Below are 17,965 nucleotides of genomic sequence, written 5' to 3'. Positions count from 1 at the left end.
CAAGTTAAATACAGGATGTCTAGCAGCTTAAGTGAGGCGGAATATACGCAAAATCGATTTCAATGCAACAATCAGATCTTGACCAATGGCGATTAAATGATTTACATGTGTTCATATGAACAAATTAATTAAAGTTGGTCAGTCACTGTGTCACGAATTGTTTCAGCAGGTTGCCACTGTGATCCATAGGACGCCAGCAGTAAAACACTACGAACAGTTAGAATTTGGTCTCGACCTCGGTGAGGAGTGAAGTGGTTAGGTGCGTGGCGATTCGGGTAGCTGAGCACCTATCATGTCGTGTTAGATATGCACATTCGACCAATCTATCTGATAGTTGTCTTGAGATTTGTTGACCGGATCCTGTGGGGCTGGGGCATAGGTGGTATGGTATTAATTATGTAAGAAACCTGAAACTTTCTCATTTTTGAGCTTACGGAATGGTTAACTTATGTATATAAGCACTTTCAATCCTATGCACAGAATCAAACTCAACCACCCATCGCCCGTGTCGAGAGCGAGTGCGAAGTTCGCGCAACAGCTCTTGGTAGGTATGGCAGTCTGCGCCAGCTCGTCTTCATTGATAGCGGGAGATCGCAGTGCGATTGGTGCGAGCGTTCAGATGGCTGGTGTGAATGAAGTTTCTGTGTTGGCTACCGAGCTATTAGCTACTGGTGATGCTGCATACCAGGCAGCTGCCTACGACAAAGCGGTGAAGGATTATCGAGAGGCTCATGCACTTGTGAGTCAGAGCACGCAGCCTCAACAGGTGAAAGACGCTGTCGCATTGCGCTATGCGCAAGCTGCAGTAGAGCAAGCCAAAGTTCTAGTGCGCGTGGGCTCTTATGATGCTGCGCGTGAACAAGTGGCTGCGATAATAGCGCCTGGTGTGATGCCATCATACGGTCCCGGTAAGCAATTGCTTGCGGAGATCGACGACCCTATTCGTACCAATCCAGCACTCACATACGAGCACACACAAGCTACAGATGAAGTGCGTCGCTTACTATACAAGGCACAAGGCTACACCGATTTGGGGCGTTTTGATGATGCCTTGGTTAGCTATGAGGAAGTGTTATTGATTGATCGCCACAACTCAGCGGCGCGGCGCGGCATGGAAAAAGTAGTTTCGTTAAAAAGCGAGTACTTCAATAGTGCAAAAGATCACACTCGTGCTGAGATGTTAGCGGAGGTCGATGGATCCTGGGAAATCCCTGTCACACCCAAGGCATTCGCAGGTGGATCAGCCAAGCAGGCGCAAGTGGATCGAGTTCAAGAGGTCTATGCAAACCAGCTCCGCCAGACCGTGGTGCCAGTGGTCGATCTTTACGATGCGACCCTTGAAGAAGCCTATGATATGGTGCGTGTCTGGTCGCGCGAGTATGACACCACAGCACTGGATCCGGCAAATCGTGGGATGAATTTTGTGTTGAACCTAGGTGATTCATCAAACCCAGCATCGCAAGAAATTCGCAACAAACGTGTGACCCTTAACTTGCGCAATGTGCCCTTGATCGACGTTTTAGATTTTATTTCCAAAGCAACTAGCACGCGTTGGTATAACGATCAGCATGTGGTGCGTGTGACGCCGATCGGTGAGGCTGACTCTACAATTTTTACACGTTCATACAAAGTGCCGCCGTTGTTCATGAAAGATGCTGTGGCTGCAGTGAATGCTGCGGTGGATGATCCATTTAGCGACGGTGCGAGCAACTCAGCTGGTGCGGCCAGCGCGCAAGATCTACTCCAGCAGGTGGGAGTGCAGTTTCCCGATGGGGCATCAGCTAGGTACATCAAGCGCACCAACACGCTGATGGTTGCAAACACCCAGTCAAATCTAGGGCTGATCGAAGAGTATGTCCGAACCTTTAGTGACCAAGAACAGGCACAAGTTGTCTTGAAGGTGACAATCATGGATGTGAACCGTGATGATCTTGAGGAGCTTGGATTTGATTGGTTGGTTAATAATAATCAAGGTTCTGGCACCGTGGTTGCTGGTGGTGGGACGCAGGGCAATGGTTTTGCTGTCGCACCTCCTGGGGATGCTAGTTTTGATGGGTTCAATCCAGTCACATCAGGGTTGCGCAGTGGTGATACGATGTTTGATACATCAGTTGACGATCTTGTGGCTGCAGGGGCTACTAGTTATTCTGGGACGGATTCGTTGGTGAATAGCACAAGTCGCGCGCCTGGTATTCTCACTTTGCGTACCGAAGATGTTGCTGTGATCATGCGTGGTCTCAGTCAGAAAAAGAACACCGATAGCATGGATCGGCCTAGCGTGATCATGCGTTCTGGCGAAAAGGCATCGATATTCAGTGGCCGTGAAATGCTGTACCCAACTGAGTACGAACCACCAGAGCTTCCAACACAGGTCGACTCTCTTGCTGGTGGCGTGATCCCCGTTTCACCATCTCACCCTACAGCGTTTGAAACTCGCTTCATCGGTGTGGAAATGGAGGCTGAATGTGTGATTTCAGAAGATAAGAACTATGTTGACGTGCAGTTGGTGGCTTCCACTACCGATTTTGATGGGTTTGTCGATTATGGTTCACCAATTTCAACATCAGCCACTAATGATCAAACTGGTGAACTATCCACTGGTGTCATCAATAACAATTCTATTTTGATGCCTATCTTCCGTCCCTTCCGAATCAACACAGCAGTCACGGTGCGCGATGGCTACAGCTTTGTGATTGGTGGTTTGAATCAGAGCGATGTGGAGTCGGTGCATGATAGTGTTCCGATTCTTGGTGACATCCCATTGCTTGGGCGATTCTTCAAGAGCGAAGGTGTTCGAAAGACTGATCGAGCCTTACTTTTCTTTGTGCATGTAGAGCTCAAAGACCCTACTGGGAAGAACTGGAATGAGCAGGTTTCCACTGACTTTTAATCCACTTTGTTGCCTCCCGTATGTTGGATCCCGAGTCACTAGATCAAGCGGAGCCAAGCGAGTCTGCACCTGATAGTGTGCCTCCAGAACGCCGTAGGCACCGTAAGAAACGTCGAGTGCCCAATTCAGGAGGTCTCGACCCCCAGCGCTTTCGAGTCAATGAAAGCAAGCGGGGAGTTAGTGGGCGCTCCATTGCATCCTCTAAAGCGACATCGTCGTCGGGGGAGAATAATGAGGGGGGGAGTAAGCGTAAGAGACGTCGCCGTTCTTCTTCATCCCAGACCGCTGACCCGAATGCGGCTGGGTCTCACTCCGTCTCTCCGGTGTCGGCACGCATAGATCATCCACCCAAGCGTCGCAGGCGCTCGAGTCGACCTAGCGAGGGTCGACAGGATTCATCGCGATCCGCTCGGCATTCTACTAGGGTGCGCAAATCACGCAGATTGCCGAAAATTCCTGCACATGTGATTCTTTTTCTATGTATTATCGTTCCTCTGTTTACTGCAATTGCGGGCACTTTCATGATTGGTCTACACAATGGCAACACCTTTCGCAATGAGGTGAATACTGAGCTGGCAGCCCGTTCCGGCGCCCTTACTGAAATTAAATATCTTAGCATGAGCCCGATTCAGGGGGCTGCTCAGAGTGTGGCTTTCGACTGGTCAAGTCAGGGGATGCTTGCTGAGTCATTGAGCGTTGAGGGTTTGGTGTTCAATCAAAGTCCGCTCGATTTTTTTACTGGGTGGAGCGGCATACAGGTTAAGTCGCGCAGAGGTAAGTTGAAGCTAAACTCCCAGATCTCCAAGGCGCAGTTTTTCGGGCAATCAAGTCCAGGCTATGAATCTGAATTTGAGGCCGAGTCCTTGAGTAGCGATGGGATGGATTTGTTTCTCGACGGCTTTATGCTGGTAGACGATGCAATGGCGTATTGGCGATGGGCTGGATACAGCACGCGCTTCTTCTGCAATGGTGGCAGCTTGATCGGGGCGGTGCTGCCTGGGTACGCGCTGGAACAATTCATGATCGAAAAGCAGGACGGGGTCGAACACCTCAGCGCCTTGGTTCGGAAGGATGGATCACGTAGTGAGATTTCTATTGAGGGAGCATTGTTCGACGAAGCAGGTGACCTGAATAGCTGGGCCACACATGCTCAAGATTTACCGAGTAGTGACTTATTCGATGAGCGTCTTGAAGCATGGGTGAAGGTGAGTATTCACCAAGCGGAGGGGTCCTTCACGCTTTTATCCGCAAGAGAAGATGCTGCGGGGAAGCGTATCCCCTTGGCTCGCCGCATCGATTTAGACCTCGAGCTTAAGGCGCACCGGGTCGAGCTGGCGGCCTTTGATTGCCTTGATACGCTGGCGAGCTTGTTACGCAAGAATTCCTACCGGCGCCCTCTATTTATCGAGCCACCTTCGATGCAGTTCTCGCGCGTTGGGCCGGTGCAATCACTCTCTGATATTCGCCTTTCCACAGTCGAAGGTTTACAAGTTCGCGGCGCATTGCAGGTGGGGCAGCAAGGCCTAAGTGGTGAACTCGAGCTTGGGATCCCAACTCGCTACATGCGAGAGGTTGAAGAACATTTTATCGCTTCGGCTTTTACTAAAAAAAGTGGTGAGCATCTCTGGCAAACAGTCAAGGTTTGGACAGAGAAGGGGGAGGTTCGCGATGATCTCGAGCATTATTTAATTAGTGAGCAGAATCGCCTAAGTGGCTATGTTACCCCTGAGGTTGAATCAGACGAGGCTGAGGAGGCTGAGCGTGTGATGGATGCGCCGCAAAGCCAAGAAGATATGGAGCGCGCCTTTGATGAACTGATTTCGAATTGAGGCCATGAGATGTCATTGTGTGCTGCAGCCTTGAGGCTGAATCGCCTTGACCTGAACGGTGGATTGTTGAAATTAAGATAGATTAACTAGTTGTTTATGAGCGAAGAAGAATTGCAAGAGGTAAGCCTCCGAGGCATGTATGCCGACTATTTCCTAGATTATGCGAGTTACGTGATTCTTGAGCGTGCTGTGCCATATGTGGAAGATGGCCTCAAACCCGTGCAGCGCCGCATCCTGCACTCGCTCAATGAGCTAGATGACGGCCGCTACAATAAGGTGGCGAATGTGGTGGGGAACACGATGAAGTACCACCCGCATGGCGACGCCTCGATAGGGGATGCAATGGTTGGGCTTGGTCAGAAGGATTTGCTAATCGATACTCAGGGTAACTGGGGCAATGTGTTAACTGGTGATCGCGCTGCGGCTCCTCGATATATTGAAGCGCGACTCACGCCGTTCGCAAAGGATATCACCTTCAACCCAAAAACCACCAAGTGGACGCCTAGTTACGATGGGCGCAATCAAGAGCCTGTCTGCCTCCCTGTGAAGTTTCCGTTGCTGCTTGCTCAAGGGGTAGAGGGAATTGCTGTTGGCTTGGCCTGTAAGATTCTCCCGCACAATTTCAATGAACTCATCGAGGCTAGCATTGCTGTATTGCGCAAGCAAGAGGTGGATATACTGCCTGACTTCCTCACCGGCGGTATTATGGACGCCAGTGATTATCGCGATGGCTTGCGCGGTGGTAAAGTGCGCGTGCGTGCGCGCATTGAGGTGGATAGTAAAAAGTTATTGCGCATTACAGAGGTGCCTTATGGTACGACGACGGGCGGGTTGATGGATAACATCGTAGCAGCCAATGAAAAGGGGAAGATCAAGATTTCCAAAGTGGTGGACAATACTGCCGCGCATGCCGAGATATTGGTCTTGCTTCCTGCAGGTTCTGAGCCGGAAGTGGTGCGCGATGCGCTCTACGCTTTCACTGACTGTGAAGTTAGCATTTCTCCCAATTCATGTGTGATCATTGATGGTAAACCGCAATTCATGGGGGTGAATGACATCTTGCGTTTCAGCGCTGAGCACACAAAGGATCTGCTGCAGCAGGAGCTTGAGATTCGTCTTGGAGAGCTCAATGATAAATGGCACTTCAGTTCGCTAGAGAAGATCTTCATCGAAAATGAGATCTACCTGAAGATGAAGGACTGTAGCAGCATGGAGGAGGTGATTCAGGTGATTGATCAAGGGCTCGAGCCATTCAAGAACTTGCTTCAGCGCGAGGTGGTGGAAGAGGATATTACCAAACTCTCAAAATTGCCATTCTTACGCATGACTCGCTTTGATTCAGCGAAGGCCGATGAGGCGCTGCGCGCTCTGGAGGAAGCGATTGAGGAGGTCGAGCGCCACTTGCGCAACCTAACCCGCTACACGATTAGCTACTACAAAAATCTACAGAAGAAGTACGGCAAAGGTCGTGAGCGAATGACTGAGATTTCGAGCTTTGAGAAAGTGGACCGCACTCAAGTGGTGGTGGCTAACGAGACGCTCTTCGTTGATCGTAAGAACGGTTTTGCTGGTTATGGGTTGAAAAAGGAGGAAGCGCTTGAGAAGTGCTCCGAGCTCGACGATATCATTGTGATCGCAAATGACGGCACGATGAAAGTGATGAAAGTGGCTGAGAAGCTTTTTGTAGGGAAGCGGCCTCAGCATATTGCTGTGTTCCGTAAAGATGAAGACAAGATCTACTCGATCATCTACCGTGAGGGGCGGGAGGGCCCGCTTCGGGCGAAACGTTTCCGCATTGGAGGGGTGACTCGTGATAAGGAGTACCCGCTGTGTACGGAGACCAAGGGGACGCGCATTATGTATTTCGCCATCCACGAAGATGAAAAGGTGTCTTCTGATAATGAGGTGCTAGTGCACCTCAAGGCTCAATTGCGCCTGCGCAACCTAGCGAGGACCTTCAAGTTTGAAGATATTGCGATTAAAGGTCGAGCTGTTCGCGGGAATATTGTCACCAAGCACGCAGTGGATCGCATCGTTCGTGCACCGAAGAATCCTGAGCTCGATCTAGGCGAGGCATAGGTAATGGCGGGTTTGTCGGGTTTGTCGGGTTTGTCGGGAGTCAACTCGGTACTTGGTTTAGAAGCGTTGTTCGCCGTCAACAAAGGTGGCTCGAACTGCGAAATCACTGTCTAAAATGGCGATGTCGCCAGTGAAGCCTACTTCAATTTTACCAAGCCCATCAAGCCCGAGGGATTTGGCTTGGTTCCAAGAGCTTGCTTTCACTAGTTGGTGTAATGGAAGCTCTGAAATCTCAGCAGCCAGCTTGAGCCCATTGTTGAAGACTAGAGTTGAGCCGGCTAGTGCGCCACTGTCTTTCAAGCGGGCTACGTTGTCATTCACGATGACTTCTAGCCCACCTAGAGAGCATTCTCCATTCTCGATCATAGAGCCAGCCATCGAGTCCGTGATTAGGAGGATGTGCTCGATCGGCTTGAGCTTGAACACGAGCTTGAGGAATTCGGGTGCAAGGTGGATGCCGTCGCAGATGAGTTCCAGCTTGAGCTCGTCATCGATCAAGCCTGCACCTACCATGCCAATTTCGCGGTGGTGGAGGCCAGTCATGGCATTGCCAAAGTGGGTAAGGTGGGTGAGGCCTGCATGCTTGGCATCACGGATTTGTTGGTAGCTCGCCTCGCTATGGGCGGCGGAGGAGGTGATGCCTAGTTGCTTAGCTTTGCGAATGATATCACTTGCGCCATCTTGGCAGGGTGCGAGAGAGATCATGAGTGCGGGAGTGATCGCGTGGAGCTCGGCCAGTTCCTCAATATCTGGCTGGCGGACAAATTCTGGATTCTGAGCGCCAGCTTTACTGGCATTAATGAATGGGCCCTCTAGGTGAATTCCTGGGGTTTTTGTAAATGATTGGTTTTTAGTGTAATGAGAGCATTTTTCCGCAATTGACTTAAGGTATGATTGCGCTTGGGTGAGTGTGGTGGGGAGCCAGGTGGTGACACCTTCGGCTAGTTTTGCTTTGGCGATTTCACGAATGGAGACGAGCGAGTTGTCGCAGACGTCGTACCCATTGGCACCGTGGGCGTGGATGTCGATAAAACCAGGAAAAGCATACATGCCCACCGCATCATAGACGTGGTCAGCCACAGGGAGTACATCACCATTCTGGTAGACACAGGTGATTGTGCCATCGTGAATAGAAATGGCGCCATCAAGAATTTCGAGGTCAGGACTCACGATGTGAGCATTCTTGATTAGCGTGTGCATCTGGTAGCTTGGGTGGCGGCTATTGCTGAAGCAAGTCCCTGTTCTTGGCGATGTAGTTGTAGCCAGAGACGATAGTGAGTCCAGCAGCAAGCCATAGGCAGGTTTGGATGAAGATTCCGCTTGGCTCTGCAATCGCGATAAGTGGCTTCATCGCATCGCATGGGCATTCTGCCACGGTGAGGTGGGTGAGGCATCCTATAACAAAGGTTAGCTGGAAGGTGGTTTTCCATTTTCCTAGTTTATCCGCAGCAATGACCTTGCCTTGCTCGACGGCAATTTGGCGTAGTCCAGTCACCATGAACTCTCGGCCAATGATAGTGCAGGTAAGCCACACCGGGCAAAGCCCTTGGACGGAGAGGTAGATGAAGCCAGCAGCAACTAGGATCTTATCGGCTAGGGGGTCGAGTAGTTTGCCAAGTGAGGTGACAAGGTTGAGTTTGCGCGCGAGATAGCCATCAACCCAATCAGAGATAGCAGCGATGACAAAGGTGAGGAGCGCGACGACGGGAGCCCATGATGCCTCAATCGAGACGACACCAATAAAAATTGCGGTCAAAACGAGGCGAAAGACTGTGATGGAATTGGGGATGTTCAAAGCGTTGTGCTGGTGTGGATTGAGTGATTGCCTTGTGGCGACGGAGAGTAGGTGTTCATCGTTTTATTTCTTTGGGGTACACAAGGTGTCATTAAAATCTGGGCTGCTGGATGAGCACCTTGAAGGCGCTCCCGGGGCCATCTGGGTGGAGCAAGTATAGATCTTGAGTGGTGCCGCGTGCATGGGGTTTTAGGAAGTCGTGTTGCGTGCAGAATAAGCAGGTTTCGAGCCCAATGGCATCCCCCCAATCGATGAGATCAGAAAAGTTGACATCGGCGGTGAGGTCTTGGTGTCCTACATTTTGGTAAACCTCTGGTCCTGTGAGGTTTTCGTGGAGACGGAAGGCGCGGATCGTTCCATGGGGTCTGCGGTGGTAAAGCTCTGGGTAGCGATCTCCGTAGTCGATGGTGATCATTTCACCTTCACGCCAGCCCGAGATCCATTGTTCGAGCCACTCACGGTAGCTTTGGTGGATCTCCACGCGGTGTTTTTCTGGGTGCTTGAGGTTGAGAGCTGATGAATCTGGGAGTGAGGTGCTGCATTCAAATAGTTCACAATTGCCGTCCCAGTGGAGTTCTTCGAAGGAATGACCATGGCGCTGGAAGATGCGTACCGGGAAGGCGTCGACGAGTTCATTGGAGAAAATGATGGCGCGCCCGTTGCAGGCTTTGAGTGCTTCGCTTGGGTGTTTGTGCCAAGTCACACGGTGGCGTTTGAGTTTAATCTCTTGCTGCGTGGTAAGCGGCTCCGAGGTCTCGACGATGTGGTAGTGTAGCTTGAGACGTTGAATGAGTGGGCAGTGCTCAATCACGGCTTTAGCTAGCGAGCCATCACCAGCTCCAATCTCGATTAAATGAAAGGAACCTGGATTGTGCTTGAGCCACTCAGATGCACGGGCGGCAATGGCCTTGCCTAGCGTGGGGCTGAGGGTGGCGGTGGTTGAGAAATCCCCTTGATGGCCTACTGTGCGGATCTTGCGAGCGTAGTATCCATGATCCGGATCATGGAGTGCAAACTGCATGAACTCGTCGAAGCGTTGTTTCAAGGCGGTCAATCGATGGTGTGGTTAGTCCGCCGCCGCAAGGGCAAGATCGGCACAGGCTTTGATGTCCAGTTTGCCCGATGCTAGAATCGGAATTTGATCCACTGGGATGATTTGTTTCGGGCACCATAGGGAGGGGATTCCCTTATCAAGAAGGCGGTAACGTAAGTCGAGGCATTCCTGCTCAAGCGCTTCGCCAGCAATGATCGAGAGTAGGGCAATGGATTCACCTTTCTTCTCGTCTGGAAGCCCTACGATCGCGACCTTACGTTCGGTTTCTTCATCGAGCCCCAGAGCTTGATTGACTGCTGCTTCGACAGCTTCATGAGGAACCATTTCTCCTCCGATCTTGGAGAATCGCGAGATCCGCCCCTCAATGGTGAGGAAGCCATCGTTACAAATGTAGCCAACGTCGCCGGTCTTGAACCATTTACCATCGAATACCTCATCGCTCTTAGTTTGATTGTTGAGATATCCAGAAAAGACGTTGGGTCCGCGCATCCAGATAATACCAGCCTTGTTGATTGGTAATTCCTCATTGGTGCTCGGGTCTGTCATGCGCACCGCGATCCCCGGAAGGAAATTACCAACGGTGCCGAGGCGTGTGGAGTTGATCACTGGAGCCTTGCTGCCTTGGCTGCTCAGGTCTGGCAGGTTGACATTGGTAGCTGGAGCAGTCTCGGTGAGTCCGTAGCCTTCCTGGGGTGGGATGTTGAATTTCTTTTCGAAGGCGAGAGCCAACGATTGAGGGAGCTTCTCGGCTCCGGTGACGACGAGCTGCAGAGGCTGCAATTGCTCAGGAGCGATGCGACGCATGTAGCCGCGCAGGAAGGTTGGTGTTGAGAGCAGCATTGCAATCTTATGTTGCTCCACAAGCTCTGCAATACGTTTGGTGTCCAGTGGGCTTGGGAACGTCACAAGACCCAAGCCTTCGATGATTGGGTAGAGCAAGGTGGCAGTCAGTCCAAAGCTGTGGAAGAGGGGAAGTGATCCCAGGATTTTTGCCTTGTCCGGAAGGTTGAGTCGGGTGCCAAACTGGCAAACATTGCCAAGGATGTTGCGATGGGTGAGTGGCACGCCTTTGGGGTCACCTGATGAACCTGAGGTGAAGAGTAATACAGCCTCTTGGTCACCTCCGACGTTCTTTACCCCAGCGAGCTTTGCAAACAGTGGGGTGGGTGTGACTCGAGAAAGTAGCACCCAACGGGTGATGCTCTTCCGTAGCGTGGGAAGAATGCGCTCGATGAGGATGAGGTCGCGGTTGGGCGGCCATGAGAAGTCGGGGAGTTTGCGAACGAATGGGTCTGCGGTGATAAACTTATCCACGTCAGCTTGTCGGATAGCCGACTCTACCGCTCCCTTACTGGCGGTGAAGTTAATATTCACTGGAGTCTTTCCAGCGAAGAGTGCCGCGATATTGGCGATGAGCCCACCTGGCCCAGGTGGTAAAATGATGCCGATTCGCTTTTTCTCAGTCATGGTCTTCAGGACTTTTGAGAAAGCGAGTGCCGCCCCAAGCATGACTTCGTATGTTTTGATTTGGTCGTTGGTGCCATCGATGATCTCTATCTTGGCGTTCCTCTTCAGTCCCGCTAATGCTGCATAGGTGAGCGAGCCATTCAGGAATGTGCGCGATGAGAATGCTTCTTCATAGCTGTTGATTAGTTCTTGGCGAATCTTCGCAGAGCTGCATTGATCAGCATTGAATGACTCAGATAGGGCGATGATGGCACTTGGGAGATTTGACTCATTTTCAATGCTGAGGCTAAGCTCTTTAGGGTGGTGTACCCCAAGCCCCTGGAAGGGTAGTTTGAGCTTGGCAAGGGCTTCCAATGTCTCACCGGAGATGTGTACTGTGGTGCCACTGTGGGCGATTGTTTCTCCTGTGACGAAGATGACGAGCCCTTGCTCGCCTGCATCTTCACGGAGTTTCTTCCCCACACCTTCAAGCTGCGTGTCCTGGTTGCTGAAGGCAATGGCTTCACGCTTTGTGAGAAAGGCTTCCACGCTAGGGCTGAGAACCACATTTTCCTCGCAGAGCCAGAGTGTTTTGCGTGCACCAGCTAGTTTCTCAATGGGAGCAAGGTCCGCTTCATTGATCCTACTCGGGATGAGGAGGGTGAAGGATGCGGATAGTCTGTCTTGGTAGAGAAATTGTGGCGCTTTACTCATGGGTGGAGAGGGTCTGGGACTGCGGTGTTTCTAGCAGTGTGAGCACAGCATAATCCAGCCTTTAATCAGGAATCCAGTAAATATGTGATACACCTAAATGAATCGTTGCTAGAATACTGCTAGAAACAAAAAAAGCCCGCCTAGCGTGATCGCGTGGCGGGCTGATTCGGATTGTGAGAGTTTGGCAGCCTAAGCTGAAACTCGCTAGGCTTTAGCAATTTTATCGAGCACGCCATTGATGAAGCGTGGTGACTCGGTTGAGCCAAAGCGACGTGAAATCTCGATGCACTCATTGATCGTGACTGGCGCTGGAATTGCTTCTACATGCATGATTTCGTATGCACCTAGGCGCAGGATGGCGCGATCCACAGGATCAATTCGTTCAGGCTTATAGTTATCCACCACGGTTTCTAACGCTTCATCGAGACTTGCCTTTTGCTTAAAGATCCCGCGAGCGATACTATCTGCTTCATCGCGGAACATCTGCATGCTTTCAGCGGTTTCCTGAATGCTTTTGATGTCTGGGTGAGTGGCGAACTTGTCTGGGTTCTTCACCATGTGGATGCGGTCGCTGACGCGTTGTAATCCATTGATGGTGGCGACGATCGGGGTGAGCCTTTTGCTGAGCGCAGGGAAGTCTTGGAGTTGGAGTTCCAATCGTTTACGTGCCTCGCTGAGTTGACTGTTCAGTGAGAATAGCTCCTCAAGTCCCTCGAGAAGTTGTGGGACTGGAGTCTCGACACCTGGGTCGTAGTTGCGTTGGATTTGATCGATCAAAGACTGCCACTTGCTCTCCAACTTTTGTAATTGCTTGAGAGTGGTTTGCACCTTTTCTGCGCCAGACTCGGCAGTGATAAAGGCGCTAGCCTCGTCTAGGCGGTTCACGAATTTGCTGTGACGCGCTTGGCGGCCTTGATTGAGGTGGAGTGCCGCTTTGGCACTCGCTTTGATGATTTTGTTGGATTCAGTCTCAAGACTTAAATCCCAGAATGAATCAGACAGGGCGGGGGCATCAGCGCCGCCTTCTAGATCTGAACAATAAAGGAATTGGATGACTGACTCTCGGATGGCGCGTCTACTATGCATTGCTGGGATAAGATCGAATTGGTTTCTTGTTTTTCTCTTGGTGAAAGCCAAGTTGGGTGAACAACTCAATCATCGCATAAGCGGAGCGTGCTGCTTCGCGGCCACGGTTGAGTTGATCGCCGATACAGCGTGCGTACGCTTGCTCGTCGTCATCTACAAGAAGAACTTCATGAATTACTGGAATTTTTGACTCACAGGCTAGTTGTTGGAGGCTGTTGGTGACAGACTCGGCTACTAGGTCGCCATGCTGTGTCTTGCCACGAATAATGAGCCCTAAGGTGATTAGCGCATCAGGTTTATTGTCACTTGCTAAAACGGCGGCGGCCGTGACCGGGATCTCAAATGCTCCTGGAACGCGTGCGATGGTGATGCTGGCGCCGGGGATTATAGTGGCAATTTCATTCTTCGCATTTTCCACCAATGCATCGGTGAATTGATTGTTATAGATCGATGCCACAATCGTGATGTTGGCCTTGGAGCTTGAGGTGTTCTGTGGACGTGGTGGAAGTGCCGTGGACATAACTACTGTATGTGATCTTGAGGATATTTTGTCAATTCAGCGATGGAAGATTTAACAAGCCGAACTATCACAAGGGATCGATGATAAATGAGTTTGCATGGAGAGCTCATGGGTGACAGGATGCAATGAAAGGTCTTGATCTGCTGGTGTTAATCATTTATGCCGCCATGCACTGCGCTGCCTAACTTGGTTAGAATGAAGTGACGCACACCGACACATTATGAAATTAGCTAGCTTACTTACAAATGATCAGGTCGTCCTCGATATGAAGGCTGACGAACATTGGCCAGCCATTGTTGAGTTGGTAGATCATTTGGAGTCACACGAGTTTCTCAAAACCTGTGACAAGGAAGGTGTGCTAGAAGCGTTGCACACGCGTGAGGACCAAATCAGCACAGGGATCGGAAGCGGTGTGGCGATTCCTCATGCATTTTCTGAGACGATCGAGAATGTGATTGCCGTCTTTGGACGTTCCAAAGAGGGAATTGACTTTGAAGCTCTCGATAACGCACCGGTGAACTTTGTCCTTCTGTTCATCGTGCCGAAGAAGGACTACCACCTACATTTGCAGACACTCGCAGCGATCGCGAAACTTTTTAACAATCGTGAAGTGCGCCAGCAACTGGCTGATGCGGTGACCCGCGATGAAGTACTAGCGATACTAGCATCCCGTCCCTCCCGAGTTTGTAGCGAGAAGTAAGACTCAGTGTGTGGCGAACGAGTTAATTCTCTGGTGTTCCCAGAATCACACGAACAATTTTGACCATGAAGACAATCTTGGAACTTTTGGAAGCTCGCCTTGTGGCGGCATTGGAGCGGGCGCAGATTGAGGTGCCTGAAGGATTCCCAATTAAGGTAGTGCCAGCACAAGATGTGCGCCATGGCGATTATCAGGCGAATGCTGCTATGGCATTGGCGAAGCGATTGAAAATGAATCCACGCGAACTGGCTCAACAGGTGCTTGAGGCGCTCGATGTGGAGGGGCTTGCGACGCTCGAGGTAGCGGGGCCTGGTTTTATTAATTTCACCATCACTGAGTCAGCTTGGTCAGATAAAGTGGCGGCACTCTTTCATGACGAGCGCATGGGGGTCTCGCTGGTGGAAGAACCGCAAAATATTGTGGTGGATTTCTCCGCGCCCAATGTGGCTAAGCCGATGCACGTGGGGCACATTCGTTCGACTATCATTGGGGACTCACTCTCACGGATTGCGGGATTCTTAGGTCATAAGGTAATTACGGACAACCACATTGGTGATTGGGGTACTCAGTTCGGCATGGTGATATACGGTTGGAAGAATATGCTGGATCAGTCAGCTATTGATGCTGACCCACTTCAGGAATTGCTACGCATCTATCGTGCTGTCAATAGCCTCTGTAAAGAGGACCCAAGCATCAAGGACACTTGCCGGGAAGAACTAGTGAAGCTGCAACAAGGTGATGCAGAGAATTTTAAGATTTGGGAGCAATGTGTCGAGGTTTCCAAGATCGGATTGAACAAAATCTATGATCGTCTCGATGTGAGCTTTGATCATTGGTTGGGCGAGAGTTATTACAACCAAGCCCTAGCACCGTTGGTTAAGGCTTTGGTGCATGAAGGGTTGGCGAGAGAGAGTGACGGAGCGCTTTGCGTTTTCTCCGGAGAGGCGATGCCGCCAAAACAAGATCCGTTCAAAGAGAAACGCGAAGGTGAGTGGGTAGATTTCCCAATGATTGTGCGCAAAAAAGATGGTGGATTCAATTATGCCACCACGGACATAGCCACAGTGGATTACCGACTCAACGAATGGAACGCGCATAAGGTTTGGTATGTGGTGGATGCACGACAGAGTCTTCACTTCCAACAGCTTTTCGACGTGTCAAAGCGCCGCGGCTGCGGTGCTGAGCTCGAGCATGTCTCGTTTGGTACTATTCTCGGAAAAGATGGCAAGCCATTGAAGACCCGTGATGGTGACTTGCCGCAGCTTGCTGACGTACTCGACGACGCCATCAAGGCCTCAGCCGCAGTGCTCGAAGAGAAGAGTGGGCATCTGCCCCAAGATGAGAAAGATGAGCTAGCCAAGCTGATCGGCATCGGCTCAGTCAAATTCACCGAGCTCAGCCACCATCGCAGTTCAGACTATATTTTTGATTTGGATAAAATGGTGGCTTTACAGGGCGATACAGCGCCGTACCTGCAGTATAGTTATGTACGCGTGCAGTCGATTTTCCGAAAGCTGGAGGAAGAGCTTGCTCTCGATCCAGCAGCGGTGAAGGTGTCAGAAGCTGGTGAAGTGAACCTTGCGCGCACTCTGGCCAAGTATGGCGAGGTGCTCCCTACGGTGCTCGATGGGTTAAAGCCTAATATCTTATCCAGTTATCTTCTCGATCTGGCTAAGGCGTTTCACAGCTTCTTTGAAGCATGCCCGGTGTTGAAAAGCGAAGGGGAGCAGCGTAATAGCCGCCTCATTCTCTGCGCCACTACGGGTAAGGTGCTTAAGCACGGACTCAGCCTGCTCGGTATTCAGGTGCCTGAGAGAATGTGATTAGATCACGGGGCTTAGCCTTGAAAATTTAAACTCCGCATGACCATGGGTGATGCGGAGTTTTTGTATGATCGGCAGGGTGGCGTTCTGCCTCTCTATTTAAAACTTTTTTCCTACGACCCGGTCGATCCCTTCTTTAGCAAAGCGCGATTGTGGGTAGATCTCGCGCGCTTTGAGGTACCATGAAAGTGCCGAGCCTGATTGGGTTGAGACTTCGTTCGTCTCGAAGGAATGCGCTTTGTTGAGCGCGGTGGTGAAATTACCCACCTTACTGATCAATTGGGCCTTTGCATTGGCGATTTTGGGGTCGTCGTAGTACTTGTTTTGAGTTTCATAGATCGCCTCCCAGGCTGCATAGGCTTGGCCTGCAGCCTCTAGACTTTTAGATTTGGCGAGAGCCGTTTCAATTTCACGCACACTATTGGCAATTTCCTCTAGAATTTTGAGTCTTTCCTGGTCGTTGAGTTGGCCCAGCACGGTGACAAACTTCGATTTACGTGGTTCCTCTACGATGGCTCGGTAATTCTTATCTGAGAGAAGGCGATCAAACTCCTTGATGGTGCTTGAACCCATATCTGATTGTTGCTGGCCGGCGTAGAGTCGCTTATCGAGTTGCTCGTTAAATTCTTGAATCGCTGGGTTGGTGGGCCAATGCTTGAGGGCGCTCTCGAGGGCAACTTTAGCGCGACGTGAATCATTCTCAAACAGTGCGAACTTGGCGTCGCGCACGTAGCCAGTGGAGGCACGCTTGTGTCCAGCGATGTAGGCGTTGGCTTTGGATCCATTGTAGTCACGCGCTTGCTTCTTGAGTAGATCATTGAGCTCAGTGGCGAGAACGAGCTCTTTGGCAGAGAGCGCCTCGATCAGATCGTTGGCATCTTGTACGTATTGTTGGATGCGTTCTTTGCTGCCGTATGACACAGTCTGGACGCTCGGCATAAACTCACCCAGAGCGTATGCCTCAACAAGTCGCTCAGAGGCAGCATGGATGCGATTGGTGTTGAGATTGTTCTGGAAGGCGTCCACCAGGTTTTCCGTTTTGTGAATAGCTTCATTGGCTGCAGCATCGAGACCTGAGACGGTAGGGTTCACTCCCATGCCTTCGCTAAAAAACTTCTCAGTGTCAGAACCTTTTTTAATCCGTAGCGCTTGGTCGCCATCCTTGAAGATAATATTATAAGCACGAGCTGCCATAACCACGTGTTCGTAGCGGCGTTGCATGAAAAGCTGCAACATCATTGCTTGGTACTGGACCTTCGATTGGGTGAGGCTGATCACACCAGACGCCTCATATTTTTTCTTGATTGCAACGATTTCAATCAAGCGTTTCTGCATGATTTTATACTCAGTTGAGTTAGGTGTTTTGGTCGTTGTGGTTGTTGCGCTATTCCCACTTCCGACTTTAATTTTGGTGCTTCCTCCGAGTTCACCTTTGGTTTCCAGTACCTTCATGTTGTGAGCTAGGCGCTTCTCTTCACGCTCGAGCTTTGCGATTGCTTCCTTCTTCGAGCCGATGCCCTTCATGGCGAGCCGACTGGAATAAATTGAATTCGCAAGCGAATCGCAGATCCCACCGTCTCCTTGGTAATCGATCGTTTCTAAGATCGTGTATGCTTGCTTCAGATCAGGTCCGCCTGGGTTAAGTGGCGATAGGAGGCCGAGGATCTTTTGGATGTTCTCACGGTATTCGACGGCATCTTTGGTCTCATATTCTGAGGAAGCTAGGTAGGCTTCGAATTGTCCGCCTAAGTTGTTATCCATGAGTGAATAGGTGCGCCCTTGGAATGTGAAGGTCTTGGAGGTTGGGTCGAGTAGTGGGACTTCTTCACCGTGAATGGAGTTTCCCGATTCCTTGTTACGATGGATCGTGGTGTTGCTGGCGTCTGCGCTGTTGGAGTTTCCTTTGAATGAGTTACTTGATGGGCTTTGAAGCGACGACGGACTGAGCACTTGAGCGTGAGCTGCTGCACTTAGGATGGATAGTATGATGGGGCTGAGGCGTTGCATGGACAGAAATTGAGTGGGTGCT

12 protein-coding genes are annotated in these 17,965 nt (G+C 50.8%); 5 read left to right on the top strand and 7 right to left on the bottom strand.

Annotated features, from left to right (window positions below):
- Positions 1 to 472: 472 nt before the first annotated feature.
- The 3 genes from F454_RS0101090 to F454_RS0101080 all read left to right on the top strand — a co-directional run bounded on the left by F454_RS0101090 (position 473) and on the right by F454_RS0101080 (position 6,798).
- Positions 473 to 2,890 carry an Amuc_1098 family type IV pilus outer membrane protein gene (locus tag F454_RS0101090; protein WP_018968775.1) on the top strand — a complete coding sequence of 806 codons (2,418 nt, stop codon included), beginning with the start codon at positions 473 to 475 and terminating at the stop codon, positions 2,888 to 2,890.
- Positions 2,891 to 3,411: 521 nt separating this feature from the next.
- Positions 3,412 to 4,719, top strand: a complete 1,308-nt coding sequence (locus tag F454_RS0101085) for a hypothetical protein (RefSeq protein ID WP_018968774.1) — start codon at positions 3,412 to 3,414, stop codon at positions 4,717 to 4,719.
- A gap of 96 nt (positions 4,720 to 4,815) precedes the next feature.
- On the top strand, positions 4,816 to 6,798 hold the full coding sequence (locus F454_RS0101080) for a DNA gyrase/topoisomerase IV subunit A (protein WP_018968773.1): 1,983 nt from the start codon (positions 4,816 to 4,818) through the stop codon (positions 6,796 to 6,798).
- 57 nt (positions 6,799 to 6,855) lie between these two features.
- Here the strand turns inward: F454_RS0101080 and nagA are convergent, their stop codons facing one another.
- The 6 genes from nagA to ribH form a co-directional block, all read right to left on the bottom strand.
- Positions 6,856 to 7,998 carry an N-acetylglucosamine-6-phosphate deacetylase gene (gene nagA / locus F454_RS0101075; RefSeq protein WP_018968772.1) on the bottom strand — a complete coding sequence of 381 codons (1,143 nt, stop codon included), beginning with the start codon at positions 7,996 to 7,998 and terminating at the stop codon, positions 6,856 to 6,858.
- Positions 7,999 to 8,017: 19 nt separating this feature from the next.
- Positions 8,018 to 8,593, bottom strand: coding sequence for a CDP-diacylglycerol--glycerol-3-phosphate 3-phosphatidyltransferase (pgsA, locus tag F454_RS0101070; RefSeq protein ID WP_018968771.1), 576 nt, complete (start codon positions 8,591 to 8,593; stop codon positions 8,018 to 8,020).
- Positions 8,594 to 8,684: 91 nt separating this feature from the next.
- Positions 8,685 to 9,638: an SAM-dependent methyltransferase gene (locus F454_RS0101065; protein WP_156817060.1), complete on the bottom strand. Its 954-nt coding sequence runs from the start codon at positions 9,636 to 9,638 to the stop codon at positions 8,685 to 8,687.
- 21 nt (positions 9,639 to 9,659) lie between these two features.
- A complete protein-coding gene (locus F454_RS0101060; protein ID WP_018968769.1) occupies positions 9,660 to 11,807 on the bottom strand; it encodes an AMP-binding protein in 2,148 nt (715 codons plus the stop codon).
- A 204-nt stretch (positions 11,808 to 12,011) separates the two neighbouring features.
- Positions 12,012 to 12,893, bottom strand: a complete 882-nt coding sequence (nusB, locus tag F454_RS15420; protein ID WP_018968768.1) for a transcription antitermination factor NusB — start codon at positions 12,891 to 12,893, stop codon at positions 12,012 to 12,014.
- Positions 12,886 to 13,413, bottom strand: a complete 528-nt coding sequence (ribH, locus tag F454_RS0101050; protein ID WP_018968767.1) for a 6,7-dimethyl-8-ribityllumazine synthase — start codon at positions 13,411 to 13,413, stop codon at positions 12,886 to 12,888. Before ribH ends, nusB begins: the two co-directional genes overlap by 8 nt.
- A gap of 220 nt (positions 13,414 to 13,633) precedes the next feature.
- Between ribH and F454_RS0101045 the strand changes: the two genes are divergently transcribed.
- Complete coding sequence (locus tag F454_RS0101045; protein WP_018968766.1) at positions 13,634 to 14,113, top strand: PTS sugar transporter subunit IIA; 480 nt, start codon at positions 13,634 to 13,636, stop codon at positions 14,111 to 14,113.
- Between the two features lie 65 nt (positions 14,114 to 14,178).
- Positions 14,179 to 15,936: an arginine--tRNA ligase gene (gene argS, locus F454_RS0101040; protein ID WP_018968765.1), complete on the top strand. Its 1,758-nt coding sequence runs from the start codon at positions 14,179 to 14,181 to the stop codon at positions 15,934 to 15,936.
- A gap of 99 nt (positions 15,937 to 16,035) precedes the next feature.
- On the opposite strand, the gene F454_RS0101035 is transcribed toward argS, so the two are convergent.
- Positions 16,036 to 17,943, bottom strand: a complete 1,908-nt coding sequence (locus F454_RS0101035; protein ID WP_018968764.1) for a hypothetical protein — start codon at positions 17,941 to 17,943, stop codon at positions 16,036 to 16,038.
- Positions 17,944 to 17,965: the final 22 nt, after the last annotated feature.

The organism is Rubritalea marina DSM 17716 (assembly GCF_000378105.1).
Classification (GTDB): domain Bacteria; phylum Verrucomicrobiota; class Verrucomicrobiia; order Verrucomicrobiales; family Akkermansiaceae; genus Rubritalea; species Rubritalea marina.
Note: the sequence above shows the minus strand (reverse complement) of the source record. Positions and strands in the feature narration are given on the sequence as shown.